Genomic DNA, 23,371 nt, shown 5'->3' with positions numbered 1-23,371 from the left:
TCGGCTCCCGCCACTGCATCGCGCCTTGACGCCCGGATCGAAACGCCAACGAAGGTAACGAAAATCGAATGAAGGAACACAAGACATTGAAAAACGACACGCATCGCGGACGCGCAAAAAAACGTTGGCTGATAGCCGGTGTCGTGACCGCCGCGGCAGCGGCCGCTTTTGCCGGCGTGCGGTTTCTTGCACCGCCGGGCGGGCTGGACAAAAGCAGGATCGACGAGATTCTGAAAGTCGCGCTCGCGGACAGGAACACGGTACCGACGAACGCCTGCGTCAGCCTGGCCGGCGCCGAGCTGCCTGCCGACGTCAATGCGAAGAGTTTGCTGCGCGTAGACGGTGTGGTGAGAAACGACGTGCAGGCGTTGATCGACAGCGGCCTGATCACCGTGAAATTCAATGCAGGCAGAGGCACGCCGACCATGCGAAACCCGGACTACGAGTCGCTCGATAAAAATGCGCCTTTGAGCCATATCGAGTTGACGCCTTTCGGGAAGCCGTTCCATCGGTACAGCGAGTTGGAGATGCCCGACGGGTCATCCTCCGGTGGACGTGCGCTGTACATGATGAATCTGTTCTGCGCGCACGTGACGTACGGTGGCGTGGAGAAATTCATCGAGCCGATGAAAAATCCGTTCGACGACAATCCGCATCTGGTTTCGTGGGTCAATTTCCTGTGGAAACCGGATGAACGCACAACGCCGTGGCTGGCGAACCCGGAGCTCAGGGACTCCCTGTCGACTCATCTCGAACAGGATGGCTGGGCGCGCAGCGGGATTCTCGTCGAGCGCGACGACAACGGGCACTGGGCACTCGGCGACAACCCGTACGCCATCCGCTGGTAGCGGGCGTCACACGAGGCGCGCCGGAGGCCGCAATGTCGGCGTTCGGCGCGCCGATACGCCGATGCACCGATGCGCCGAACCCGAAGCGGCCAACGACACGGCCGCCCGGTTTCGTCCGGCATCCTACGCCGCCACCGCCCCGCGCCGCGACTCCGGCGCCTTCCCGCCAATCCTCCCGCGCCAGTTCTCCCCGCCCTCCAGCGCCGGCGTCGACTCGAACACCTCCGCGATCCAGTCGGCGAACACGCGCACCTTCTGCGACAAATGCCGGTTGTGCGGATACACGATCGAGATCGGCTTCGGCTTCGGATTGCATTCGGGCAGCACCTCGACCAGCGATCCGTCGAGCAGGTTCGGCAGCACCATGAACAGCGTCGGCTGGATCATCCCGAACCCTTCGAGCCCGCACGTCACATAGGCATCCGAATCGTTGACCGTGACGCTCCCGTTCATGCGCACTTCGACCGGCTTGCCCTCGATCATGAATACCCACGGAATCGTGCGCGCACCGTGGCTCGAACGAAAATTCACCGCGTGATGCTCGGCGAGATCGGCAATCTCGTGCGGCTCGCCGTGGCGCTCCAGATATTCCGGCGACGCGCAGGTCACGCGCTTCAGCATCCCGATCCGCCGCGCGACCATCGACGAATCCTCCAGCGGCCCGACCCGGATCATGCAGTCGATGCCCTCCTCGACCGGATCCACGTAACGGTCGGAAAGCCCCAGCTCGAGCGTGATGTCCGGATAGCGCTGCCGGAAAATCGACAGCGACGGCAGCACGATCCGCCGCCCGAGCGAACCCGGCATATGGACGCGCAGCACGCCGCTCGGCTTGCGGTTGCCCGTCTGGAAACTCGCGTCGGCTTCCGCGATCTCCGAGATGATCTTCGTGCAATGCTCGTAGTACGCGGCGCCCTCCGGCGTCAGCGACAGCCGGCGTGTCGTCCGGTGCATCAGGCGCACGCCGAGCAGCGCCTCGAGATTCTGGATGATGGTCGTCACCGACGCGCGCGGCATCGCGAGCGTGTCGGCCGCGCGTGTGAAGCTGTTCGCGTCGACCACACGGGTAAAAACTTCCATTGCCTGGATTCGGTCCATGCTGCTCCCCCTTCGGATCGCCAACGGAACAGAATAGAGCCCGCAGCAGGCTCGGCACAAGCCCCCTGCCATTGTTCTCCGATCCTGAATAGTTTCAGCGTTTCGCACTGGAAACCGTTCGGTTTCCGTCCAGTTCCACGCAACGACGGCTCCGGCCCCGATCGCTTCCCGCGCCGTCGCGTCAGGGCACGAACCGTTCGCGATACCCCTGCGGCGACACGCCCAGCACGCGCACGAAACTGCGCCGCAACGTCTCCTCCGAACCGAATCCGCAACGCGCGGCGATCCGCTTGACGGGCCATGCCGTTTCGCCGAGCAGGCGCTGCGCGGCCTCGACGCGGATCTGCTCGACCGCGCGCGCGGGCGTGCGGCCCGTTCCCGCGCGATAGTGACGCACGAAGCTGCGCTCGCTCATCCGCACGCGTTCGGCCAGCGCGGGCACCGACAGGTCGGCCGTCAGGTGCTCGGCCATCCATGCATGCAGTTCGCCGAACCGGTCGTCGGTGTGCTGCATCGACAGCATCGCGCTGAACTGCGCCTGCCCGCCCGGGCGCTTCAGGAACACGACGAGCTCGCGCGCGACGTCGAGTGCGGTCGCCCGGCCGAGATCCTCCTCGACCAGCGCGAGCGCGAGATCGATGCCGGCCGTCACGCCCGCCGACGTCCACAGCGCGCCTTCGCGGATGAAGATCGGATCGGTTTCGACGCGCACGTTCGGGTAGCGCGCCGCGAATTCGTCGCAGCGCGCCCAGTGCGTGACCGCGCGCCGCCCGTCGAGCAGGCCGGCCTCCGCCAGCAGGAACGCGCCGGTGCAGACCGACGCGACGCGTCGCGCGCGCGCCGCCTGCTGCCGCACCCAGCGCACCAGCCGCGCATCCTGCGATGCCGCCTGCACGCCCTTGCCGCCGGCGACGATCACCGTATCGGGGCGGCGCGCGGCCGAGCGCAGCGAATCGGCCATCACGACGAGGCCCGACGACGTCTCGATCGGCCCCGCGTCGGCCGCGACGACGCGCGGCGCATACGGCTCCGGCTGCCCGCGCTCGCGCGCGAGTTCGTTGACGGATGCGAACACCTGCAGCGGCCCCGAAACGTCGAGCAGTTGCGCCCGGGGAAACGCGAGAACCAGGATCGAGCGTGGGGAAGCAGGCATGGCGATTGGCGGAAAACGTGGGTGATATGGCAATTTCGCCAAACACTACGCGCCTAGAATCGATCTGTCCATCGTGTGCCCGCAACGGTGCATTCCCCTTCCAACCGGAGTCTTCGCATGACCCTGCATATCGGCTTTCTCGTGTTTCCGGGCGTCCAGCAACTCGATCTCACCGGCCCGCACGACGTGCTCGCGTCGCTGCCCGGCGCCACCGTCCACCTGGTCTGGAAATCGCGCGATCCGGTCGCATCGAGCAGCGGCCTCGCGCTCACGCCGACCTGCACGTTCGCCGACTGCCCGCCGCTCGACGTGATCTGCATTCCGGGCGGCATCGGGATCAACGACCAGTTGCTCGATGCCGAAACGATCGCGTTCGTGCAGCAGCACGCGGCCACCGCACGCTACGTGACGTCGGTCTGCACGGGCGCGCTGCTGCTCGGCGTGGCCGGCCTGCTGCGCGGGCGGCGCGCGACGACGCACTGGGCGTTCCACGCGCTGCTCGAACCGCTGGGCGCGGTGCCCGTGCGCGAGCGCGTCGTGCGCGACGGCAACCTGATCACGGGCGGCGGCGTGACGGCCGGCATCGACTTCGCGCTGACGATCGCCGCGGAACTGGCCGGCGACGAAGAGGCGCAGGCCATCCAGTTGCAGCTCGAATACGCGCCCGCGCCGCCGTTCGACGCCGGTTCGCCCGACACGGCGCCGGCATCGGTCGTGAAGCGTGTGACCGAACGCTCGGCGGCCGGTTTTGCAAAACGCAAGGCGACGATCGAGCAGGCGCTGCGCGCGCATTCGCGCTGAGCGCGGATACCGGGAAATTGACTGGAGGGCGGCGCGCATTCGCACCGCGAAACACATCGATGAAGATCATCCGCAGCGCCGCGTTCACCGCGGAGCGCCCGTGGGGCGCGCTCGACATTGCGAACCTGAACGGCATCACGGTCCGCCTGCACTGGACCGACCAGCCCTATCGATGGCACGTGAACGACGGCGAGGAAGTGTTCGCCGTGCTCGACGGCCGGGTCGAGATGCGCTATCGCGAAGCAGGCGTCGAGCACGCGACGGTGCTCGAAACGGGTGACGTATTCCACGCGACGGTCGGCACCGAGCACATCGCGCATCCGCTCGGCGAAGCGCGCATCCTCGTGATCGAGAGCGAAGGCAGCGCGTGACGGCGGGCGGCTGCGCGCCGAGGCGGCGCGAACGGAAACCGCGCCCGCGCGGCGGGGTTCAGCCCGAGATCGTCCCCGTTGCCTGCGACGGGATCAGTTTCGGTTGCGGCGTGCACAGGCACTGGCACAGGTCGTGTTCGAGCGCGACGACCTTGCCCATCACGGTCATCGTGCGCTCGCCGCCGTCCGACACGATCACGCCCGGCGACTTGCACGCGGCACAGAACACGGCCCCGCCGAGATAGGCGAGCTCGCGTCCGTCGAACGACGAATTGGCGATCCCGTCGAGCACGACGCCGCCGTGATCGGTCGTGTCGCCTTTCAGAATGAATTTGCGGCTCATGATGTCGTTTCTTCCCTCGGAAACGCCGCGCAACACGGCAGCGCGGCCGCGCACGGGCAGTCGGAATCCGCCCGTCGGTCGCGGGCATCCCGCGAGCATAGCACCGCTCGCCGCGGCCGCCTGCCGATCGGCGCCGGCCGCGCCCGTCAGAACTTGTGCCGGATGCCGATCCGCGCCTCGAACTGGCGGTCGTTCGCGGAAGCGCCGGGGCCGTTGATCGCGGCAACCGCCGCCCGTCCGGTCGAATCGGTGCCCGATGCGCGCTGATAGACGGCGGTCAGGTACACGTCGGTGCGCTTCGACAGGAAATAATCGAGCCCCGCCGCGACCTGGTGGTACGTCGCGCCGTCTCGGCCGTCTACGCCGCCGCCGCGCGTGTAGTCGTACGCGACGCCACCGAACAGGTAAGGCGTGAACTGGTAGCGCACGCTCGCCTCGACGTTGTTGAACACCGCGTTGCCGGATACGCCGCCGGGGTTCGGCCCGGACGACAGGTCGCCCAACTGGCGAAACGACGTGTTGGTGTACATCGCACCGAGCGTCACCGCGCCGATCGCATAGGTGCCGCCCACCGCCGCGACCTGCAGCGTGCGCGCCGACGCATAGCCGGAATACACCGGCGACAGCATGTTGTTGCCGGGCACGCCGCCCACCGCCGGCGCGGGGCTGCCGGTCGTGCCGAAGAACGACACGTTCGGGTTGCGCGCATTCAGGTAGCCGGCCGCGACCGCGAGCGGCCCGCGTGCGTAGCCGGCGGTCGCCGACCACACCTGGTTGCGCGTCGCCGCGCCCGCGATGCCGCCGACACCGCACATCGCCGCGAAACGAAACCCGCCGTAGTCATTGCTCGTGAACTTGATCGCGTTGTTGGTCGAGTTCGCGTTGTTCACGTTGTCGAGGTCGCCCGGGTGCGCAACCATGTAGCCGCCGAACAGCGAGGCGGCCTCGAGCGGCCCGAGGAAGTCGACATTGGTGTCGTACTGCCGCCCGAGCGTGACGGTGCCGAACGGCCCCGACAGCCCGACGAATGCCTTCTTGCCGAAGATCAGCCCGCCCTGCCCGAGCTTGCCCGTGCTCGGGTCGAAACCGTTCTCCAGCGTGAAGATCGCGTTCAGCCCGCCGCCGAGATCCTCGACGCCGCGCAGCCCCCAGCGGCTCGCCTGCTGCACGCCGCCCAGCATCCGCAGCGCGGGCTTGCCGCTCACCGAGCCGTTCGGGCCGGCCACCGCGAGGTTGCTCGTGTAGGTCAGCCCTTCGTCGATAATGCCGTACAGCGTGACGCTGCTCTGTGCGTGCGCCGCACCCGCGATCAGCGCGACACCCGCGCCTGCCAACAGCCGTTTTTTCATCGAGAGATCTCCAAGGCGCGGGTCGAATGGCAAAACGCAGGCGTGCGCGTCCCCCGCAGGCGCGCGGCCTGCTCCGGTGCGAACCGGAACGGTCAGCGATGAATCGGGAAAGACGGTCAGCGCATCGCGTCGGCGACGACGGCGGGCGGTGTCCAGCGGCGGCCGGCCGCGACTTCGTATGCGTGGCCGAACTGCAGCACGCCCCAGTCGTCGCGGGTTCGGCCGACGATCTGCATGCCGATCGGCAGACCGGCCGCGCCGAAGCCGCACGGCACCGACAGGATCGGCGCCTCGGTCGACGACAGGTACCAGCACACGCGCATCCAGTCGATGTAGGACGCGCTTGCGGCGCCCATCACGTGCGCGGGCGCGCGCAGGTCGACGTCGAACGGCATCACCTGCGTCGTCGGCAGCACATAGAACGCGTAGCGCTGCATGAACGCGCGCATCCGCTCGAACAGGCGCGTCTTGCGCACGAAGATGCGGCCGAGATCGGCGGCCGTGAGCGAGCGATGCAGCCGGTATTCGTCGTGAATCTCGGGCTTGAGCACCGCGCGCTGCGCGTCGTCGAACCCGTCGACCAGCGTGCCGATCATCCATGCGCGCTCGATGCGGAATACGTCTTCGGCATCCTCGAGACCGGGGTCGTCGAATTCGACTTCGCAGCCGAGCGCCTCGAACACGCGCGCCTGCGCATCGACCGCCCGCCCGATCTCCGGATCGACCGGCACGCCGGGCAACCCGCGCGACATCGCGATCCGCGTGCCGCGGAAATCGCGTTCGAGCGGCAGCGCGAAACGCGCGCCCGGTTCCGCGAGTTCGGTCGCGGTTTCGCCGCTCGGCCCGGCGATCGCGGAAAGCAGCAGCGCGGTGTCGGCGACATCGCGCGCCATCGGCCCGTCGACGCCGAGCGTCGCCCAGCCGTTCAGGTCCGGCGCGCGCGGCACGCGGCCCGGCGACGGCCGCAATCCGACGACGTTGTTCCATGCGGCCGGGTTGCGCAGCGAGCCGCCCATGTCGCTGCCGCAGGCGAGCGGATGCATCCCGCACGCGAGCGCGGCGGCCGCGCCGCCGCTGCTGCCGCCCGCGGAGCGCGTCAGGTCCCACGGGTTGCGCGTTGCGCCGAACACGTCGTTAAAGGTATGCGACCCGGCACCGAATTCGGGCGTATTCGACTTGCCGATCATCAGCGCGCCGGCGTCCGCGCAGCGGCGCACGACGAGCGCGTCGTGCTGCGGCACGTGATCGGCGAACAAGCGCGAGCCGTACGTGGTGCGCACGCCGCGCGTCGCGGTGAGATCCTTCTGCGATACCGGCAGCCCGTGCAGCGGCCCCTGCCATTCGCCGCGCATCCAGCGGGCGTCGATGTCGCGCGCCCGTTCGCGCAGCGTATCGGGATCGACGAGGGTCACGAGCGCGTTCACGCGCGGGTTGATGGTCGCGATCCGCGCGAGATGCGCGTCGAGCAGATCGCACGCGCTGATCTGCCGCGTCTTCAGCAAGTCGAGCATCGTGCGCGCGGGCAGGTCGCACAGGTCGCCGGCCGCGACGCCGGCGGGCGAGGACGAAAACGAAACGGTGGCGGTCATACGGTTCCAGGCGAAAGCAGGAAAGAAGGAAGCGGCGGCAGCATGTTCAGGCGCTCACGCATCGTGATCGCTGCGATCCGACGCGAACGCGAGCGCGACGAGCGACAGCACGCCGCAGACGATCACGTACCACGCAGGCGCGGCCGGGTTGCCGGTCGCGCCGATCATCCACGTGACGATGAACTGGGCGAAGCCGCCGAAGATCGACACGCCGCCCGCATACGCGATCGACAGCGCGGTGGCGCGCGTGCTCTTCGGGAACAGCTCGGCGAGGATCACGCCGTTCGCGCCGGCGTTGATCGAGTGCAGCGCGGCGAGCAGCATCACGACCGCGTACATCGTCGCGATCGACGGCACCGCGCGGATCAGCCAGAAGCCCGGCAGGATCAGCACGGTCAGCGCGATGCGCGACCACAGCGCGACGCGCTTGCTGCCGGTGCGGTCCGACAGCCGTCCGCCGATCGGCGCGGCGACGAACATCACGGCGCCGGACAGGATCCCGCACCACAGCGCGGTATCCATCGGCAGGTGCAGCACCTTGATCGCGTAAGTCGACATGTAATAGAGCACGATGAAGTGCGCAGCCGTGCCGCCGATCACGAGGCCGAGCGCGGTCAGCACGGCGCCTCCGTCGCGTCGCAGCACGGCGCCGAGCACCGCGGACGAACGCCGCGCGGCCGCGGCCGGCGCGTGCTGCTCGATCGCGTTGAAGCGTGCGCGCAGGTAGAGGCCGACCGGCGCGATCAGCACGCCCAGCAGGAACGGCACGCGCCAGCCCCACGATTCGAGCGACGCCGTATCGAGGAAATACGACAGCAGGAATCCGACGAGCGAACCGGCCAGCGCTGCGGCGCCCTGGCTCGCGAACTGCCAGCTCGTGTAGTAGCCGCGTTCGCCGACCGGCGCGCGCTCGGCGAGCAGCGACGTCGATACACCGACCTCGCCGCCGGCCGAGAAGCCCTGCAACAGCCGCGCGAGCACGACCAGCACGGGCGCCGCGACGCCGATCTGCGCATAGGTCGGCAACACGCCGATCATCCCGGTGCCGATCGCCATCGTGACGAGCGTGAGGTTCATCGCGGGCACGCGGCCGAAGCGGTCGGCCACGAGCCCGATCACGACGCCGCCGACCGGCCGCGCGATGAAGCCGACGCCGAACGTCGCGACCGACATCAGCAGTTGCTGCTGCGCGGACACGGCCGGAAAGAACAGTTTGCCGAGCAGCACCGCGAAGAAGCTGAACACGGTGAGATCGAAGAATTCAAGGCCGTTGCCGATCGTGATTGCAACGATCAGCTGGCGATTGGACGGGGATGCGGCAGCGTCGCCGACATGCCCGCCGAACATGCTGTCCGCTCGGGGCGCCTTCATGAAGGTGTGTCTCCGTACTGGTTATGCGTGTCGTGTGCGCGGCCCGTTCGACGGCCTGCGCATGCAGTCTAGGCATCCAAAATACGCAGCCCGGAGCGACATTTTTCGATCGTGATAACGCACGGTTATCGCGTGCTTTTCATTCGGCGCCGAGGTGTAGGATACGGACGTCCCCACCGTCGCCGCGCCCCGCCACGCCGTGAAACACCACCAGCTCCGGGCGCTTGCCGCCATCGCCGAACACGGCAGCCTGCGCGCGGCCGCGCGCGCGATCCACCTGTCCCAACCCGCGCTGACGAAGGCGATCCGCGAACTCGAGCTGGATCTCGGCGTGCCGCTCGTCACGCGCAATGCGCGCGGCGCGCAGCTCACGCGTTTCGGGCAGGCCGTCTATGCCCGCGCGCGGCTGATCCTCGCGGAGATGCAGCACGCGCGCGACGACGTGATCCAGTTGTCGGGCGGCAAGGAAGGCGCGCTCGCGTGCGCGCTGACGCCGCTGATGTCGCTCGGGTTCCTGCCGGCGGCGCTCGATGCGTTCCGCCAGCGGATGCCGATGATCCGCCTCGACGTGCGCGAAGGCTTTCTCGACACGGCGCTGCCGCGCCTGCGCGACGGCTCGCTCGACTTCGTGATCGCGATCGTCGACGCGACGCGGCTGTCGCCCGAATTCACGTTCCGGCCGCTGCTCGAATCGGAGCTGATCCTGATGACGCGCGCGAGCAATCCGCTGCGCCATTGCACGTCGCTCGCGCAGTTGCAGGCTGCCCAATGGATACTCAACACGTCGCCGGAAAGCATCGGCAGGCTGCTGCAGGACGTGTTCGTCGCGCACGGCTATCCGGCGCCGCAGCCGATCGTCGAATGTACGTCGTTCAGCGCGGCGTTTTCGCTGTCGGTGCACACCGACACCGTGTCATGCGTGCCGAAGAGTTTCATGGAGGTCGACTGGATTCGCGAGCGGATGGTCGCGATCGACATCGAGGAGGCAATTCCGGCCGTGTCGGTCGGCGTGCTCACGCGCCGCGACGCGCTGAACACGATCGCGTGCGACTACCTGATCCACTGCTTCGTCGAAGCCGTGCGCCGGCACGATCACGCGAAGCTGCTGTGGGGATAACGGCGCGGCGCCCGTGACGCGACATGCGGCCGCTCAGACGAACAGCGCGAGACAGAGCGCGGCGCCGCACAGATACGTGCCGAGCGCGCCGACGAAGCGCACGGGATTCGGGTTGGCCATCGTCGGCCACGCCAGCAATCCGATCACGATCAGGCAGCGGCAGGCGGTCGCCGCGACGATCAGCGACAAGACCGCGCGCGACGGATCGTGCGCGCCGAAATAGAGAAACAGCACCGCGAGAAACGGCGCGTATTCGGCCGTGTTGCCGTGCGCGCGCACGACCTTGTGGAGCATGTCGGTCGGATCGGCCGCGCAGCCCGATCCGGTGGTGTGCCGAAAGCGCGTGACGGATACGACGAGCCCGAGCCCGAACAGGAGCAGCCCGAGTATCGCCGTGCAGGCGAGCGCGACGGAATGGATCGGCATGGGACTCCCGGCGAAAGCGGAAATGCGCCGCACATCCGGCGATCGTACCCGCGCCAGGCGCGCGCGGCTATCGCGGAAACCCGTAGCGTCGCCGTGCGCCCGCAACGAATTCGGGCGCAGGATCCGTCCCGAATTGCCGCGCTGCCGCACCGCACGAAACCGGTGCATCGTCCGTCCGCCTGCACGCACGGGCCTGCCCGCCGAAACCCTCGCCCCGCGGCTGCCTGCGCGCCGAACGCGCAAACGTTACGCCGCGCAGTCGCTTGCCGCCGCACCGCAACGCCGGTTGCCGCGCATCACAGGCACGCGCGTTGCGTCGGCGCATCTCGGTAATGAACCGCCCTTGGCAGCGTGCCGTTGAGGACTACACTAATCCTTAATGGGGTGCGGCCGGAGCCCGTGCCTTCAGGGAGACGCCGCCATGAATCGGCCGCTGAATCGTATCCTGCCGCGCGTGACCGGTCTCGCATCGGTCTGGACGTGGGTCAAGTGGTCTTTGCTGGCCGCGCTGGTGATCGCGGTGGCGATCGTTGCGCGACTCGTGCAGACCGAGATCGAAACGTCCCGGCTGCAGGCGCACTACCTGTCCGAGCTCACCCGCGACGTCGGCTACACGGTCGAAACGGGCGCGAGCGATCACATCCGCTTCCCCGCGAACGGCCCCTACGACCAGCGCTTCGGCTACGCGATGATTCCGTCGTTCCAGGAGCGGTTGCTCACGCGCGGCTTTGTCGTCAGCCAGCAGGCGCGCGATTCGCAGCGGATGCTGTCGCTCGCCGATCGCGGGCTGTTCCTGCCTTACGAAGAGAAAGACCAGACAGGCCTGATGCTGTTCGATTCGACCGGCGCGCCGCTGTTCGCGACCGTGTTCCCGCAGCGCGTCTACGCCGACTTCGACGCGGTGCCGCGCGTGGTCACCGATTCCCTGCTGTTCATCGAGGATCGCTACCTGCTCGACGCGAACGAACCGAACCGCAACCCGGCGATCGACTGGGGGCGCTTCAGCCGCGCGGTCGCCGACCAGGCGCTGCACGTCGTCAACCGTCACCAGGCGCGCCCGGGCGGCAGCACGCTCGCGACGCAGATCGAGAAGTTCCGCCACTCGCCCGAAGGCCGCACCGCGACTCCGCCGGAAAAGCTGCGGCAGATCGCGTCCGCATCGGTGCGCGCGTACCTGAACGGCCCGCAGACGATGGCCGCGCGCCGCACGATCGTCGTGCGCTACCTGAACTCGGTGCCGCTCGCCGCGCGGCCGCATATCGGCGAAATCACGGGCATCGGCGACGGTGTCGCCGCGTGGTACGGCCGCGACTTCAACGACGTGAACCGCATCCTGTCCGCGCCGACGACCGGCGACAACGTCGACGAACAGGGCAAGACGTTCCGCGAAGTGCTGTCGCTGATCATCGCGCAGCGCGCGCCGTCGTACTTCCTCAACCGCGGCTATCCGGCGCTGCAGCGGCTGACCGACAGCTACCTGCGGCTGCTGTCGAACGGCGGCGTGATCTCGCCCGCGCTGCGCGATGCCGCGCTCGCCGCGCAGATCGAGCGCAGCGCGCCGCCGGCCGCCGCGCATGTGCAGTCGTTCGTGTCGCGCAAGGCCGTGACGTCGGCGCGCGCGTCGCTGCTGTCGGCGCTCGGCATCAGCGATCTGTACCAGCTCGACCAGCTCGACCTGCAGGCAACCAGCACGCTCGACAACGGCGTGCAGCAGGCCGTCGCCGAGCGGCTCGCGCTGGCGTCGACGCGCGACGGCGCGCAGGCCGCGGGCTTGTACGGGTTCGAGATGCTCGCGCCGAAGGACGACCCGTCGCACCTCACGTACAGCTTCACGCTGTACGAGCGCCGCAACGGCGCGAACATGCTGCGCGTGCAGACCGACAGCGTGAACCAGCCGTTCGACGTCAACCGCGGCGGCCGCATCAACCTCGGCTCGACCGCGAAACTGCGCACGCTGGTCACGTACCTGCAGATCGTCTCCGACCTGCACGCGCGCTATGCGAACCTGTCGAACGCGGAGCTTGCGCGGGTGAAGCCCGACCCGCTCGACGGGCTGTCGCACTGGGCGCTCGACTACCTGTCGCATACGCGCGACCGCTCGCTGCAGGCGATGCTCGACGCCGCCGTCGAACGCAAGTACTCGGCGAGCCCCGACGTGTTCTACACGGGCGGCGGCGCGCAGGTGTTCTCGAACTTCGAGAAGTCGGACAACGGCCGCATCCTGACGCTGCACACGGCGTTCGAGCACTCGGTCAACCTCGTGTTCGTGCGGCTGATGCGCGACATCGTCCACTACGAAATGCTGCAGGCGGCCGGCCCGTCGTCGTCGTGGCTCGGCGATCCCGAACAGCGCGCGCATTACCTGCAGCAATTCGTCGACGGCGAAAGCAAGGTCTACATGAAGCGCTACTACACGCGCTTCGCGGGCAAGGCGCCCGACGACGCGCTCGCGCTGCTGCTGCGCGACGTGCGCAAGTCGCCGCCGAAGATCGCGACGGTGCTGCGCAGCGTTGCGCCGAACGAGTCGCTCGCGTGGTTCGACGCGCAGATGCGTGCGCAACTGAAGGGCACGCCGGCCGCGTCGCTGTCCGACGACGATCTTGCCGCGCTCTACGCGAAGTACGCGATCGACCGCTTCAACCTCAACGACCGCGGTTACATCGCGAGCGTCCATCCGCTCGCGCTGTGGACGCTCAACTACCTGCGCGCGCATCCGGGCGCATCGCTCGCCGATGTCGATCGCGACAGCCACGATGCGCGCATCTACACGTATTCGTGGCTGTACAAGACGCGCTACCACGCGACGCAGGACCGTCGTATCCGCCGCATGGTCGAGCTGCGCGCGTACGCGGAAATCACGAAGTCGTGGCGCGCGCTCGGCTACCCGTTCGCCGAAGTCACGCCGTCCTACGCGGCCGCGATCGGCGCATCGGGCGACCAGCCCGACGCGCTCGCGAAGCTGATCGGCCTGATTGCCAACGGCGGCCAGAAAGCGCCGACCGAGACCATCACGCGCCTCGACTTCGCGAAGGGCACGCCGTACGAAACACACTTCGTGCGCGCGGTCGCGCAACCGCAGCCGATGCTGTCGCCGGAAATCGTCAACGTGGCGCGCACGCTGCTGCGCGACGTCGTGCTCAACGGCACCGCGCGCCGCCTGGCGGGCGGGTTCACGCTGCCCGACGGCAAGACGCTCGAGGTCTACGGCAAGACGGGGACGGGCGACCAGCGCTTCAACGTCTACGCGCGCGGCGCGCGGCTGATCGAGTCGCGCAAGGTGAACCGCAGCGGCACGTTCGTGTTCGTGATCGGCGACCGGTTCTTCGGGGTCCTGACGGCGACCGCGCACGAACCGTATGCGGCGCGCTACGACTTCACGAGCGCGATGGCCGTGCAGCTGCTGCGCTCGATGGCGCCGGCGCTCACGCCGCTGATCGAACGCCCGGCCGAAACCGGCACGCGCACCGCGAGCGCAGCACCGCAGGCGGAGGTACCGGCGCCCGCGCCACGCGCCACCGCAGGAAAACCGTCCTGAGCGCGACGCGAGCGTTCATGCCGCGACGCACCGCTCAGTGCGAGCGGCCGTCGTAGTGCGTGACGGGCAGCGCGTCGAGATCGACATCGTCGAGGCAGCGCACGTTGATCGCGGCCATCGCGGTGCCGTTCGGATGGACGCCCTCGCCGAACGCATGAATCCCGCAGCGCTTGCAGAAGCGATGCTGGATCACGTGTTTGTTGAACAGGTAGGTCGTGAGGTTCTCCTCGGGCGTGAGGAGCTTCATGTGGTCGCGCGGCACGAACCACATCAGCGCGCCCTTGCGCCGGCAGATCGAACAGTTGCACGCCATCACGCCCTGCAGGTCGCCTTCGGCCTCGAACGTCACGTCTCCGCAGTGACAGCTTCCGCGATAAAGCATGATCGTCTCCTGGTGCGGCTTGTGCACGTCGACGGCGCCCGGACGAGCGCCGTTGGCCAAGCCGATTCGATGCGCGTACAGTAGCGCGCACCCGCGCCGAGCGCAACGCGCGCCGGCGCCATCTTTTTTTCAAAAAACGAGGAGACACTCATGCTCGAACTGCGCCCCGGCTGCGAATGCTGCGACAAGGACCTGCCGCCCGATTCGGCGGAAGCGCGCATCTGCACGTTCGAATGCACGTTTTGCGCAACGTGCGCCGACGACGTGCTGAAAGGCCGCTGCCCGAACTGCGGCGGCGACCTGGTCGCGCGCCCGCGGCGGCCGGCCAGCCTGCTCGCGAAATATCCGGCGTCGACGCAACGCATCCACAAGCCGGGCGGCTGCGCGAACGCCTGACGCCCCCGCACCGCCTTCCCGTCACGACATCTCGATCCGCGCGCGCGTCACCGCGAGCAGCGCCGCCATCTCGCGGCGCGCGCCGTCCTCGTCGCGCACGCGGATCGCGTCGCTGACGGCCAGGTGCTCGGCCAGCGACGCGTTGTACACGTCCGCGCGGCGCGCATTCAGATGCAGCTGCGCCTCGAGCGTGCGATCGATCAGCGCGCCGAGCGGCACCAGCAGCTCGTTGCCGCCGGCCGCGAGCACGCTCAGGTGAAAGCGCAGGTCGGCGCGCACCCATTCGTCGACGTTGCGCGCGGCGGCCATCGCGCGCGCCGCGTCGTCGATCGCGTCGAACGCTTCCGGCGTATGCGTGCGCGCGGCAAGCGCGGCCGCGTACGGCTCGATCATCTCGCGCATCTCCTGCAGCTTCAGCGCGAACGCGAGCGGCGGCGCGACGCGCGCATACCAGTCGAGCAGATCGGCGTCGAGCAGATTCCACGCATCGCGCGGCCGCACCCGCGTGCCGACCTTCGGCCGCGACTCGACGAGCCCCTTCGACGTCAGCGTGCGCAACGCCTCGCGCATCACTGTGCGGCTCACGCCGTACATCTCCATCAGGTCGGGTTCCCTCGGCAGCAGCGATTCGGGCGGGTAGTCGCCACGCAGGATCGCCGTCGCAAGCCGGAAGGCCGTCTGTCCATGCAGGTCGCGTTGAATGATCGTTCTCCGTTGGGCCGGCGCGCCGGCTGCCCACTATCTGCACAATAGTGCTATTAATACTATTTTTTATCGGGCTACGCTAGGATAACCGCGAAAGCACGCGACCGTGCGCTCCGCCCATGCGCCCGCGCCGGTCAACCATGGAGACTCGCGTCATGAAAATCACCCGCCTCGAAACCTTCGTCGTCCCGCCGCGCTGGCTGTTCCTCAAGATCGAAACCGACGAGGGCATCGTCGGCTGGGGCGAGCCGATCGTCGAAGGCCGCGCGCACACGGTCGAAGCCGCCGTGCAGGAACTGGCCGACTATCTCGTCGGCCGCGATCCGCTGCTGATCGAGGATCACTGGCAGGTGATGTACCGCGCGGGCTTCTACCGCGGCGGCCCGATCATGATGAGCGCGATCGCGGGCGTCGACCAGGCGCTGTGGGACATCAAGGGCAAGCATCACGGCGTGCCCGTGCACGCGCTGCTCGGCGGCCAGGTGCGCGACCGCATCAAGGTGTATTCGTGGATCGGCGGCGACCGGCCGAGCGACGTCGCGAACAATGCGCACGCGGTCGTCGAGCGCGGCTTCAAGGCCGTGAAGATGAACGGCTCCGAGGAGCTGCAGATCGTCGACACCTACGACAAGGTCGAGCAGGTGATCGCGAACGTCGCGGCGGTGCGTGACGCAGTCGGCCCGCACGTCGGGATCGGCGTCGACTTCCACGGCCGCGTGCACAAGCCGATGGCGAAGGTGCTCGCGAAGGAGCTCGACCCGTTCAAGCTGATGTTCATCGAGGAGCCGGTGCTGTCGGAAAACGCCGAGGCGCTGCGCGACATCGTCAACCAGACCAATACGCCGATCGCACTCGGCGAACGGCTGTATTCGCGCTGGGACTTCAAGCACATCCTCGCGGGCGGCTACGTGGACATCATCCAGCCCGACGCGTCGCACGCGGGGGGCATCACCGAGTGCCGCAAGATCGCGACGCTCGCGGAAAGCTATGACGTCGCGCTCGCGCTGCACTGCCCGCTCGGCCCGATCGCGCTCGCCGCGTGCCTGCAGCTCGACGCGGTCAGCTACAACGCGTTCATCCAGGAGCAGAGCCTCGGCATCCACTACAACCAGGGCAACGACCTGCTCGACTACCTGCGCAACCCCGAGGTGTTCCGCTACGAGGACGGCTTCGTCGCGATTCCGCAAGGCCCGGGGCTCGGCATCGACGTCAACGAGGAGAAGGTGCGCGAAATGGCGAAGACCGGCCACCGCTGGCGCAACCCGGTGTGGCGTCACGAGGATGGCAGCGTCGCGGAGTGGTGAGCGCGATGCGCGTCGTCGGATCGAATTGAAAACGGCCGCCCGAAAGGCGGCCGTTTTTGCATGCGCGGTGCTCGCGGCCGGCGTCGCGCGTGCGCACGCGCCCTCGCCTTCGGCCGCGCGACCCCGCTCGTCAGCCGAGCGCCGCGAACCCCGGCACGCTGAACGACAGCACGGCGGCCGCGACGAACACGCCGATCATCGTCATCCCTTCGAGATGCAGGATATTGCGAAACGTGTGCGCATCCTCGGTCGACGCGGTGCGGCGCAGCCGCGGCAGCGCCGAGAAGCGGTTCAGGCCGCCGAGCACGAGCGCGAGCGCGACGAGCAGCAGCTTCAGCAGCAACACGCGCCCCCACGTGCTGCCGTCGAGCGGCGCGAGCGAACCGCCGAGCCCGCGCAGCACATTGAGTGCACCCGTCCCGAGCACGAATACGACCGCGATGATCGACGTACGCGACAGGTGCTGGCCGATGCGGATCAGCGCACCGCGCGCGACCGACGAACCGAGCGCCGGCAGCACCGCGAGGCCGCCCGCGAGCACGAGACCACCCCACACGGCCGTCGCGAGCAGGTGCAGCGTCTGCACGCCGACCGCCGCGGACAGCGCGCCCGTATCGGCCGCATGGCCGAGCGACGCCTTGCCGGCCGCGACCACGATCACCGCGAGCCACAGCACCGCATGCGCGACCGGGCCGTCCGGCTTCGCCAGCGCGACGATCGCGAGCACCACCGCGCCGGCGAACGCGACGCTCCACGCGAAGCCCGTGTGCGTCTGCATGAGCACGGTCGGAATCGCGGCGAACGCGCCGCCGAGCCCCGCGCCGCTCATCGTCGCCGCCTCGTAGACGAGCCAGCCGAGATCCGCGAGCACGAGCGCCAGCGCCGCCGCGACCAGCGAATGTTGCGCGCGCAGCCACGCCGGATGCGAAGGCGCGATGACCGGGCGCGCGCCGTCCTTGCCGAGCCACGCCTTGAGCAGCGCCGAGCCGACCGCCATCGCGAACGCGGCGTCCATCAGCGCGGCGAGCGCGACCTGCCCGATCCACAAGCTGTCGAACTTCATCGCGCGCACCCTCCCGCAAACGGCAGGCCGGCAGCGCGGCAGCAACGGGAAGAACGGCGTGAAGAAGGCAACGGCACGGTAGAAAACGTCATCGATGAATCCGGAAACGGGAGAAATGACTGGACCTGCGGCGGAGGCGGCGCCGCGCGACCCGCGAGTGTACGGTCTTCGATGATGAAAGCGCACGCCGGTTCACGCAATCGCTGCGCAACACGCGTCAAATTGTCGCAAGTCGCAAACAGACAGGAACCGATGTCCTTTTGCCAAATAGCCGTCATTACCCATCGATGATAGAATGCCGCGTCGCAGCAGCCCGCCTGTCCTGCCGTCCATGCGCCGAGCCGATCGTAGCCCGGACAAGGTCCCCGACGAATAAACATGGAGTCTCGTGTGTCTTCAAGACGCCTCTTCCGTCCGCTGCTCGCCGTTCTGTTGATCGGCGGCGCGGGCCTTATGAGCGCTGCCCAAGCGCAGACCAAGCCCACGGAGCAAGCGCACGCCCAGCAGGCGCCGCTCAAGGCACCCGATACCATGGCCGAGCGCGTGCGCGGCTGTACCGCATGCCACGGCGTCCACGGCCAGGGCACGGACAACGACTACTTCCCGCGTCTTGCCGGCAAGCCGGCCGAGTACTTGTACAACCAGCTCGTCAACTTCCGTGACGGCCGGCGCAAGTACCCGCCGATGAATTACCTGCTGACGTACCTGAACGACGACTACCTGCGCGAAATCGCCGAGCACTTCTCGGCCGAACGCCCGCCGTACCCGACGCCGGCGAAGCCGACGCTGCCGGCCGCGACGCTCGCACGCGGCAAGCAGCTCGTCACGCAGGGTGATCCGTCCCGCAAGCTGCCGGCCTGCGTGGCCTGCCACGGCGCAGGGCTGACCGGCATGCAGCCGGCGATCCCGGGCCTGGTCGGCCTGCACGCCGATTACCTGAGCGCACAGCTCGGCGCATGGCGCTCGGGCAACCGCCACGCCAAGGCGCCCGACTGCATGCACGACATCGCCTCGAAGCTTTCCGACGAAGACGTGACGGCCGTGACCGCGTGGCTCGCCGCGCAACCGGCGCCCGCCAACCCCGTGCCGGCCCCGGCGCGTTCGATGAAGACTCCGCTCGCCTGCGGCAGCGAACCGCAATAAGGCAAGGGAGACAGACACAATGAAACGCAAGTCCCTGTTTGCACTCTCGGCTGTCGCGATCGTCGCGGCTGCCGCCCTCGTCCCGGTCCTGTGGCCGGGTAACGACACGCTGCACGGCGCTGCCGCCGTCGCGGCCACGCCGGCCGACCAGGCCGCGCTGATCAAGAAGGGCGAATACCTCGCGCGCGTCGGCGACTGTATCGCGTGCCACACCGTGCGCGGCGGCAAGTCGTTCGCGGGCGGCCTGCCGATGGCGACGCCGTTCGGCACGATGTACACGCCGAACATCACGCCGGACGACCAGAACGGCATCGGCAAGTGGACGTCGGACGACTTCTACCGCGCGATGCACACGGGTCGCTCGAAGGACGGCAGCCTGCTCTACCCGGGCTTCCCGTTCGCGAGCTACACGAAGGTCACGCGCGCCGATTCGGACGCGATCTACGCGTACCTGCGCTCGGTCGCGCCGGTGTCGGTGCCGAGCCGTCCGCACGAACTGAAGTTCCCGTTCAACAACCGCAACCTGCTGATCGGCTGGCGCACGCTGTTCTTCAAGGAAGGCGAGTACAAGCCGGATCCGACGAAGTCGGTCGAATGGAACCGCGGCGCGTACCTCGTCGAAGGCCTCGGTCACTGCTCGATGTGCCACACGTCGATCAACATGATGGGTGGCCCGGTGAGCTCGGCAGCCTTCGCGGGCGGCCTGATCCCGCTGCAGAACTGGTATGCGCCGTCGCTGACGAACGACAAGGAACTCGGCCTCGGCGACTGGCACGTGCAGGAGCTGTCCGACCTGCTGCAGGCCGGCGTATCGAACAAGGGCGCCGTGTTCGGCCCGATGGCCGACGTCGTGCACAACAGCCTCCAGTACATGAGCGACGAAGATACGCGCGCGATGTCGACGTACCTGAAGTCGATCCCGCAGAAGGCTGAAGCGCCGAAGAACATGCAGTACGAGCCGTCGAAGCAGTTCGGCAACGCGCTGTTCGACCAGGGCAAGAAGATCTACGCAGACAACTGCGCAACCTGCCACGCCGAAACCGGCGCGGGCAAGCCGCCGGCGTATCCGCCGCTCGCGGGCAACCACTCGATCGTGATGGAATCGGCAGTCAACCCGATCCGCATGGTGCTGAATGGTGGCTATCCGCCGAGCACGTTCAAGAACCCGCGCCCGTACGGCATGCCGCCGTTCGCGCAGTCGCTGTCGAACCAGGAAGTCGCAGCAGTTGTAACGTACATTCGGATGTCGTGGGGCAACAACGGTACGCCGATCTCGCCGCAACAGGTGAGTGACCTGCGTTCCGCGCCGCTTGACTAAATAACGCGTGACGCAAACGGGGCGCGGCTGCGGGAAACCGCAGCCGCGCCCCTTTGCTTTTTGCGACGCCAGTCCCCGCGCGGGCCGCGCGAGGTGTCGCCGATCATAAAACTCAAGAGTGGTATCTATGTCTTTCGAATCTCTCGGCCTGGCCGAACCGCTTGTCAAGGCGGTCAACGAGCTCGGCTACACGTCGCCGACTCCGATCCAGCAGCAGGCGATCCCTGCCGTCCTCGGCGGCGGCGACCTGCTCGCTGGCGCACAAACCGGCACCGGCAAGACCGCCGGCTTCACGCTGCCGATCCTGCAACGCCTGCACACGTATTACGCCGAGCATCGCGGCGCGAAGCGCGCGGTGCGCGCGCTGATCCTCACGCCGACGCGCGAACTCGCCGCGCAGGTCGAGGAAAGCGTGCGCGCATACAGCAAGTACCTGAAGCTGCGCTCGACCGTGATGTTCGGCGGCGTCAGCATCAATCCGCAGATCGATGCGCTCAAGCGCGGTGTCGACATCGTCGTCGCGACGCCGGGGCGTCTGCTCGACCACATGCAGCAGAAGACGATCGACCTGTCGGATCTCGACATCCTCGTGCTCGACGAAGCCGACCGGATGCTCGACATGGGCTTCATCCACGACATCAAGCGCGTGCTCGCGAAGCTGCCGCCGCAGCGCCAGAACCTGCTGTTCTCGGCCACCTTCTCGGATGAAATCAAGGCGCTCGCCGACAGCCTGCTCGACTCGCCCGCGCTGATCGAAGTCGCCCGCCGCAACACGACCGCCGAAAGCGTCGCGCAGAAGATCCACCCGGTCGACCGCGACCGCAAGCGCGAGCTGCTCACGCACCTGATCCGCGAACACAACTGGTTCCAGGTGCTCGTGTTCACGCGCACGAAGCACGGCGCGAACCGGCTCGCCGAGCAACTGACGAAGGACGGCATCAGCGCGATGGCGATCCACGGCAACAAGAGCCAGTCGGCACGCACGCGCGCGCTGGCCGAGTTCAAGAACAGCACGCTGCAGGTGCTCGTCGCAACCGATATCGCCGCACGCGGGATCGACATCGACCAGCTGCCGCACGTCGTCAACTTCGACCTGCCGAACGTGCCCGAGGATTACGTGCACCGGATCGGCCGCACGGGCCGCGCGGGCGCGACCGGCGAAGCCGTGTCGCTCGTGTGCGTGGACGAGAAGCAACTGCTGCGCGATATCGAGCGGCTCATCAAGCGCGAGATTCCGCAGGAAGTGATCGCGGGCTTCGAACCCGATCCGAACGTGAAGCCGGAACCGATCCAGCAGCGTCGCGGGCAGCAGCAGCCGCGCGGCGGTGGTGGCGGCGGCGGTGGCGGCAATCGCCAGCCGCGCGCGGGCGGTTCAGGCCAGCCGGCCGCGAAACGCGAAGGCAACGCGCAACCGAAAGCATCGCAGCAGAAGGCTGCGAAGCCGCGCACGCAAGGCGGCGCCGGCGGCAACGGCGGACGCCCGGCGGGCGGCGGCAACGGCGCGCGCCCCGCGAACGGCAACGCCGCGCACCCGAACCGCAACCGTTCGTCGCGCAGCGGCCAACGCGGTCACTGAAGCCGCGCGGCCGCGCGCCGCAGGTGCTCGACCTGGCTTTGCCAGCGTGCGAGCACCGCGGCGCGCTCCCCTTCCAGCGTGAACGTGACACCCGTCGCGAGACGCGCATAGCCGACCCGCTGCGCATCGCCCTGCGCGATCGTCGCGGCGAATCCGGCCAGTCCGCCGAAGTCCCCTTCGAGCGGCTCGATCCTCAATTGCGCCTGAAAGAACGCGCCGTCCGCGACGAGCGTCAACGCGGCCGCACGCCGTTCGCCGATCGCGCGCGCCGCACGCGATTGCGGCCATAGCGCGAGCAGCAGCGTGCGCGCATCGTGCGCATAGATCTCGCCGACGCCGAGCAGCGTCGTGCGCAACTGGCCGTCGCCGGTCGCGACGATCAGCGATGCGGCGATGTCGGCATGACGCTCGAGCGCGGTGCCGTCGAACAGCGAGACGACGGCCGGCGGCCACGCGTCGAACGTCCATTGTTCGAGCGCGTGGCGATGGGAATCGGTCATGATGGTGTGGCTCCGGTGGAAAGCGGCTGGTGAAGCCGCAGCATACGCGCGCCGGGCCGCGCCCCGGCGATCAGCGCAGGAATACGTGCCGCGTGATCTTCGTGAGCGGATAGTGAACGCCCGGCTGGATCTTCGCGGGCAGGTCGAGCGGCTTGAGCAGCATCTTCACGCACATGTCGGCCGACAGGTTGCGGCGCACGAGCGAATTGATGCGCGCGGCACGCTCGCGGTTGTACTGGCTGTCGCCGACGCGATCCGGATAGCGGATCGCGAACACGTGGCGCAGCGCGATCTCGGAATCCTCGTTCTTGATTTCCAGCACACGGCGCATCAGCGCGCCGAGCACCGCGAGCCGGCCATTGCCTTCGAGCTGGTTGTACTTCTTGAAGAATTTGAAGAAGTGCTTGTAGTGACGCACTTCGTCCGAGCGGATGTTGTCGGTGATTTCCTTCAACACGGGCTCGTCGGAGCATTCGTTGATCGCACGGTACAGCGTGGCCGTGCCCGTCTCGACGACGCAGCGCGCGACCATCTCGAGCGCGCGGGTTTTCTCGAACGCCTCGACCGAGCAGGTTTTCGAATACTCGGCGAAGAAATTCGCGAACGCGGTATCCCAGTCGAACTCGGGCCACACGTGCGCGATGTACGCCTTCAGCGCGCGGCCGTGCTGCAACTCTTCGTGCTCCCATGCATTGTTGAGCCACGCAGAGACTTCCGGATCGTCGTTGAAAAATTCGCTCAGATTGCTCGTGTAGAGATCCGAGCCGCTTTCGATGAACGACGACGCGCACAGCAGCAACAGCAGATCCTCGTTCGCAGCGGCACGCTGACGATCGATCCGGTTCAGGTCGATGTCCTCGATTCGCCACGGCATGACATGCGGCGTTTTTGTATCCATGGTGGTGCGCTCCCAGTCGTCGCACGGGGGCCGGCCCATGCCTTCGGCACAGGCGCCGACCGTCCCGCAGGCGGCGTTTTACTTG

At 68.0% G+C, this 23,371-nt stretch carries 22 protein-coding genes; 10 read left to right on the top strand and 12 right to left on the bottom strand.

Annotated elements, in window-relative coordinates:
• Positions 1-68: 68 nt before the first annotated feature.
• Positions 69-848: a hypothetical protein gene (locus tag BBJ41_RS15485; protein WP_069747128.1), complete on the top strand. Its 780-nt coding sequence runs from the start codon at positions 69-71 to the stop codon at positions 846-848.
• 123 nt (positions 849-971) lie between these two features.
• Here the strand turns inward: BBJ41_RS15485 and BBJ41_RS15480 are convergent, their stop codons facing one another.
• A complete protein-coding gene (locus tag BBJ41_RS15480) occupies positions 972-1,946 on the bottom strand; it encodes a LysR family transcriptional regulator (protein WP_069747127.1) in 975 nt (324 codons plus the stop codon).
• 181 nt (positions 1,947-2,127) lie between these two features.
• A complete protein-coding gene (locus tag BBJ41_RS15475) occupies positions 2,128-3,099 on the bottom strand; it encodes a GlxA family transcriptional regulator (RefSeq protein ID WP_069747126.1) in 972 nt (323 codons plus the stop codon).
• Between the two features lie 117 nt (positions 3,100-3,216).
• Between BBJ41_RS15475 and BBJ41_RS15470 the strand changes: the two genes are divergently transcribed.
• The gene (locus BBJ41_RS15470) at positions 3,217-3,900 is read left to right on the top strand and encodes a DJ-1/PfpI family protein (RefSeq protein ID WP_069747125.1); all 684 of its coding nucleotides are present in this window, start codon (positions 3,217-3,219) and stop codon (positions 3,898-3,900) included.
• A 59-nt stretch (positions 3,901-3,959) separates the two neighbouring features.
• Entirely contained in the window at positions 3,960-4,271 is a 312-nt protein-coding gene (locus BBJ41_RS15465) for a cupin domain-containing protein (RefSeq protein ID WP_069747124.1), read from the top strand.
• Between the two features lie 58 nt (positions 4,272-4,329).
• On the opposite strand, the gene BBJ41_RS15460 is transcribed toward BBJ41_RS15465, so the two are convergent.
• The 4 genes from BBJ41_RS15460 to BBJ41_RS15445 form a co-directional block, all read right to left on the bottom strand.
• Positions 4,330-4,614, bottom strand: coding sequence for a PAAR domain-containing protein (locus tag BBJ41_RS15460; protein WP_069747123.1), 285 nt, complete (start codon positions 4,612-4,614; stop codon positions 4,330-4,332).
• A 146-nt stretch (positions 4,615-4,760) separates the two neighbouring features.
• Positions 4,761-5,963: a porin gene (locus BBJ41_RS15455; protein WP_069747122.1), complete on the bottom strand. Its 1,203-nt coding sequence runs from the start codon at positions 5,961-5,963 to the stop codon at positions 4,761-4,763.
• A gap of 116 nt (positions 5,964-6,079) precedes the next feature.
• Positions 6,080-7,552, bottom strand: coding sequence for an amidase (locus tag BBJ41_RS15450; protein WP_083281881.1), 1,473 nt, complete (start codon positions 7,550-7,552; stop codon positions 6,080-6,082).
• A 54-nt stretch (positions 7,553-7,606) separates the two neighbouring features.
• The gene (locus tag BBJ41_RS15445) at positions 7,607-8,923 is read right to left on the bottom strand and encodes an MFS transporter (protein ID WP_069747121.1); all 1,317 of its coding nucleotides are present in this window, start codon (positions 8,921-8,923) and stop codon (positions 7,607-7,609) included.
• Positions 8,924-9,122: 199 nt separating this feature from the next.
• Between BBJ41_RS15445 and BBJ41_RS15440 the strand changes: the two genes are divergently transcribed.
• Positions 9,123-10,040, top strand: coding sequence for a LysR substrate-binding domain-containing protein (locus tag BBJ41_RS15440; RefSeq protein WP_069747120.1), 918 nt, complete (start codon positions 9,123-9,125; stop codon positions 10,038-10,040).
• Between the two features lie 33 nt (positions 10,041-10,073).
• Here BBJ41_RS15440 and BBJ41_RS15435 read toward each other — a convergent pair whose 3' ends face one another.
• On the bottom strand, positions 10,074-10,466 hold the full coding sequence (locus BBJ41_RS15435) for an MAPEG family protein (protein WP_069747119.1): 393 nt from the start codon (positions 10,464-10,466) through the stop codon (positions 10,074-10,076).
• Between the two features lie 421 nt (positions 10,467-10,887).
• On the opposite strand from BBJ41_RS15435, the gene BBJ41_RS15430 reads away from it, so the two are divergent.
• Positions 10,888-14,001 carry a transglycosylase domain-containing protein gene (locus BBJ41_RS15430; protein ID WP_069747118.1) on the top strand — a complete coding sequence of 1,038 codons (3,114 nt, stop codon included), beginning with the start codon at positions 10,888-10,890 and terminating at the stop codon, positions 13,999-14,001.
• 34 nt (positions 14,002-14,035) lie between these two features.
• Here BBJ41_RS15430 and BBJ41_RS15425 read toward each other — a convergent pair whose 3' ends face one another.
• Positions 14,036-14,383: a GFA family protein gene (locus BBJ41_RS15425; protein WP_069747728.1), complete on the bottom strand. Its 348-nt coding sequence runs from the start codon at positions 14,381-14,383 to the stop codon at positions 14,036-14,038.
• A 150-nt stretch (positions 14,384-14,533) separates the two neighbouring features.
• Between BBJ41_RS15425 and BBJ41_RS15420 the strand changes: the two genes are divergently transcribed.
• Positions 14,534-14,779: a DUF1272 domain-containing protein gene (locus BBJ41_RS15420; protein ID WP_034208309.1), complete on the top strand. Its 246-nt coding sequence runs from the start codon at positions 14,534-14,536 to the stop codon at positions 14,777-14,779.
• A gap of 21 nt (positions 14,780-14,800) precedes the next feature.
• Here BBJ41_RS15420 and BBJ41_RS15415 read toward each other — a convergent pair whose 3' ends face one another.
• Positions 14,801-15,484: a FadR/GntR family transcriptional regulator gene (locus BBJ41_RS15415; protein ID WP_083281880.1), complete on the bottom strand. Its 684-nt coding sequence runs from the start codon at positions 15,482-15,484 to the stop codon at positions 14,801-14,803.
• A 155-nt stretch (positions 15,485-15,639) separates the two neighbouring features.
• On the opposite strand from BBJ41_RS15415, the gene dgoD reads away from it, so the two are divergent.
• Positions 15,640-16,788, top strand: coding sequence for a galactonate dehydratase (dgoD, locus tag BBJ41_RS15410; protein ID WP_069747116.1), 1,149 nt, complete (start codon positions 15,640-15,642; stop codon positions 16,786-16,788).
• 130 nt (positions 16,789-16,918) lie between these two features.
• Here the strand turns inward: dgoD and BBJ41_RS15405 are convergent, their stop codons facing one another.
• Entirely contained in the window at positions 16,919-17,851 is a 933-nt protein-coding gene (locus BBJ41_RS15405; RefSeq protein ID WP_069747115.1) for a CopD family protein, read from the bottom strand.
• Between the two features lie 378 nt (positions 17,852-18,229).
• Here BBJ41_RS15405 and BBJ41_RS15400 point away from each other — a divergent pair, with 378 nt between their 5' ends.
• The 3 genes from BBJ41_RS15400 to BBJ41_RS15390 all read left to right on the top strand — a co-directional run bounded on the left by BBJ41_RS15400 (position 18,230) and on the right by BBJ41_RS15390 (position 21,888).
• A complete protein-coding gene (locus tag BBJ41_RS15400) occupies positions 18,230-18,994 on the top strand; it encodes a c-type cytochrome (protein WP_069747114.1) in 765 nt (254 codons plus the stop codon).
• Between the two features lie 19 nt (positions 18,995-19,013).
• Positions 19,014-20,312 carry a c-type cytochrome gene (locus tag BBJ41_RS15395; protein WP_069747113.1) on the top strand — a complete coding sequence of 433 codons (1,299 nt, stop codon included), beginning with the start codon at positions 19,014-19,016 and terminating at the stop codon, positions 20,310-20,312.
• Positions 20,313-20,439: 127 nt separating this feature from the next.
• The gene (locus BBJ41_RS15390; RefSeq protein WP_069747112.1) at positions 20,440-21,888 is read left to right on the top strand and encodes a DEAD/DEAH box helicase; all 1,449 of its coding nucleotides are present in this window, start codon (positions 20,440-20,442) and stop codon (positions 21,886-21,888) included.
• On the opposite strand, the gene BBJ41_RS15385 is transcribed toward BBJ41_RS15390, so the two are convergent.
• Positions 21,882-22,388, bottom strand: coding sequence for a hypothetical protein (locus BBJ41_RS15385; protein ID WP_069747111.1), 507 nt, complete (start codon positions 22,386-22,388; stop codon positions 21,882-21,884). The genes BBJ41_RS15390 and BBJ41_RS15385 overlap by 7 nt on opposite strands.
• A gap of 70 nt (positions 22,389-22,458) precedes the next feature.
• Positions 22,459-23,286, bottom strand: coding sequence for a ferritin-like domain-containing protein (locus tag BBJ41_RS15380; protein ID WP_069747110.1), 828 nt, complete (start codon positions 23,284-23,286; stop codon positions 22,459-22,461).
• Positions 23,287-23,371: the final 85 nt, after the last annotated feature.

The organism is Burkholderia stabilis (assembly GCF_001742165.1).
Taxonomy (GTDB): Bacteria; Pseudomonadota; Gammaproteobacteria; order Burkholderiales; family Burkholderiaceae; genus Burkholderia; species Burkholderia stabilis.
Note: the sequence above shows the minus strand (reverse complement) of the source record. Positions and strands in the feature narration are given on the sequence as shown.

Bases quoted from the DNA above. Each gene is read 5' to 3' on its own strand.
- BBJ41_RS15420 (WP_034208309.1), top strand. From the start codon at position 14,534: ATGCTCGAACTGCGCCCCGGCTGCGAATGCTGCGACAAGGACCTGCCG.
- BBJ41_RS15425 (WP_069747728.1), bottom strand. From the start codon at position 14,383: ATGCTTTATCGCGGAAGCTGTCACTGCGGAGACGTGACGTTCGAGGCC.
- BBJ41_RS15430 (WP_069747118.1), top strand. From the start codon at position 10,888: ATGAATCGGCCGCTGAATCGTATCCTGCCGCGCGTGACCGGTCTCGCA.
- BBJ41_RS15405 (WP_069747115.1), bottom strand. From the start codon at position 17,851: ATGAAGTTCGACAGCTTGTGGATCGGGCAGGTCGCGCTCGCCGCGCTG.
- BBJ41_RS15485 (WP_069747128.1), top strand. From the start codon at position 69: ATGAAGGAACACAAGACATTGAAAAACGACACGCATCGCGGACGCGCA.
- BBJ41_RS15480 (WP_069747127.1), bottom strand. From the start codon at position 1,946: ATGGACCGAATCCAGGCAATGGAAGTTTTTACCCGTGTGGTCGACGCG.
- BBJ41_RS15385 (WP_069747111.1), bottom strand. From the start codon at position 22,388: ATGACCGATTCCCATCGCCACGCGCTCGAACAATGGACGTTCGACGCG.
- BBJ41_RS15475 (WP_069747126.1), bottom strand. From the start codon at position 3,099: ATGCCTGCTTCCCCACGCTCGATCCTGGTTCTCGCGTTTCCCCGGGCG.
- BBJ41_RS15470 (WP_069747125.1), top strand. From the start codon at position 3,217: ATGACCCTGCATATCGGCTTTCTCGTGTTTCCGGGCGTCCAGCAACTC.
- BBJ41_RS15460 (WP_069747123.1), bottom strand. From the start codon at position 4,614: ATGAGCCGCAAATTCATTCTGAAAGGCGACACGACCGATCACGGCGGC.
- dgoD (WP_069747116.1), top strand. From the start codon at position 15,640: ATGAAAATCACCCGCCTCGAAACCTTCGTCGTCCCGCCGCGCTGGCTG.
- BBJ41_RS15390 (WP_069747112.1), top strand. From the start codon at position 20,440: ATGTCTTTCGAATCTCTCGGCCTGGCCGAACCGCTTGTCAAGGCGGTC.
- BBJ41_RS15455 (WP_069747122.1), bottom strand. From the start codon at position 5,963: ATGAAAAAACGGCTGTTGGCAGGCGCGGGTGTCGCGCTGATCGCGGGT.
- BBJ41_RS15395 (WP_069747113.1), top strand. From the start codon at position 19,014: ATGAAACGCAAGTCCCTGTTTGCACTCTCGGCTGTCGCGATCGTCGCG.
- BBJ41_RS15380 (WP_069747110.1), bottom strand. From the start codon at position 23,286: ATGGATACAAAAACGCCGCATGTCATGCCGTGGCGAATCGAGGACATC.
- BBJ41_RS15435 (WP_069747119.1), bottom strand. From the start codon at position 10,466: ATGCCGATCCATTCCGTCGCGCTCGCCTGCACGGCGATACTCGGGCTG.
- BBJ41_RS15450 (WP_083281881.1), bottom strand. From the start codon at position 7,552: ATGACCGCCACCGTTTCGTTTTCGTCCTCGCCCGCCGGCGTCGCGGCC.
- BBJ41_RS15400 (WP_069747114.1), top strand. From the start codon at position 18,230: ATGGAGTCTCGTGTGTCTTCAAGACGCCTCTTCCGTCCGCTGCTCGCC.
- BBJ41_RS15465 (WP_069747124.1), top strand. From the start codon at position 3,960: ATGAAGATCATCCGCAGCGCCGCGTTCACCGCGGAGCGCCCGTGGGGC.
- BBJ41_RS15445 (WP_069747121.1), bottom strand. From the start codon at position 8,923: ATGAAGGCGCCCCGAGCGGACAGCATGTTCGGCGGGCATGTCGGCGAC.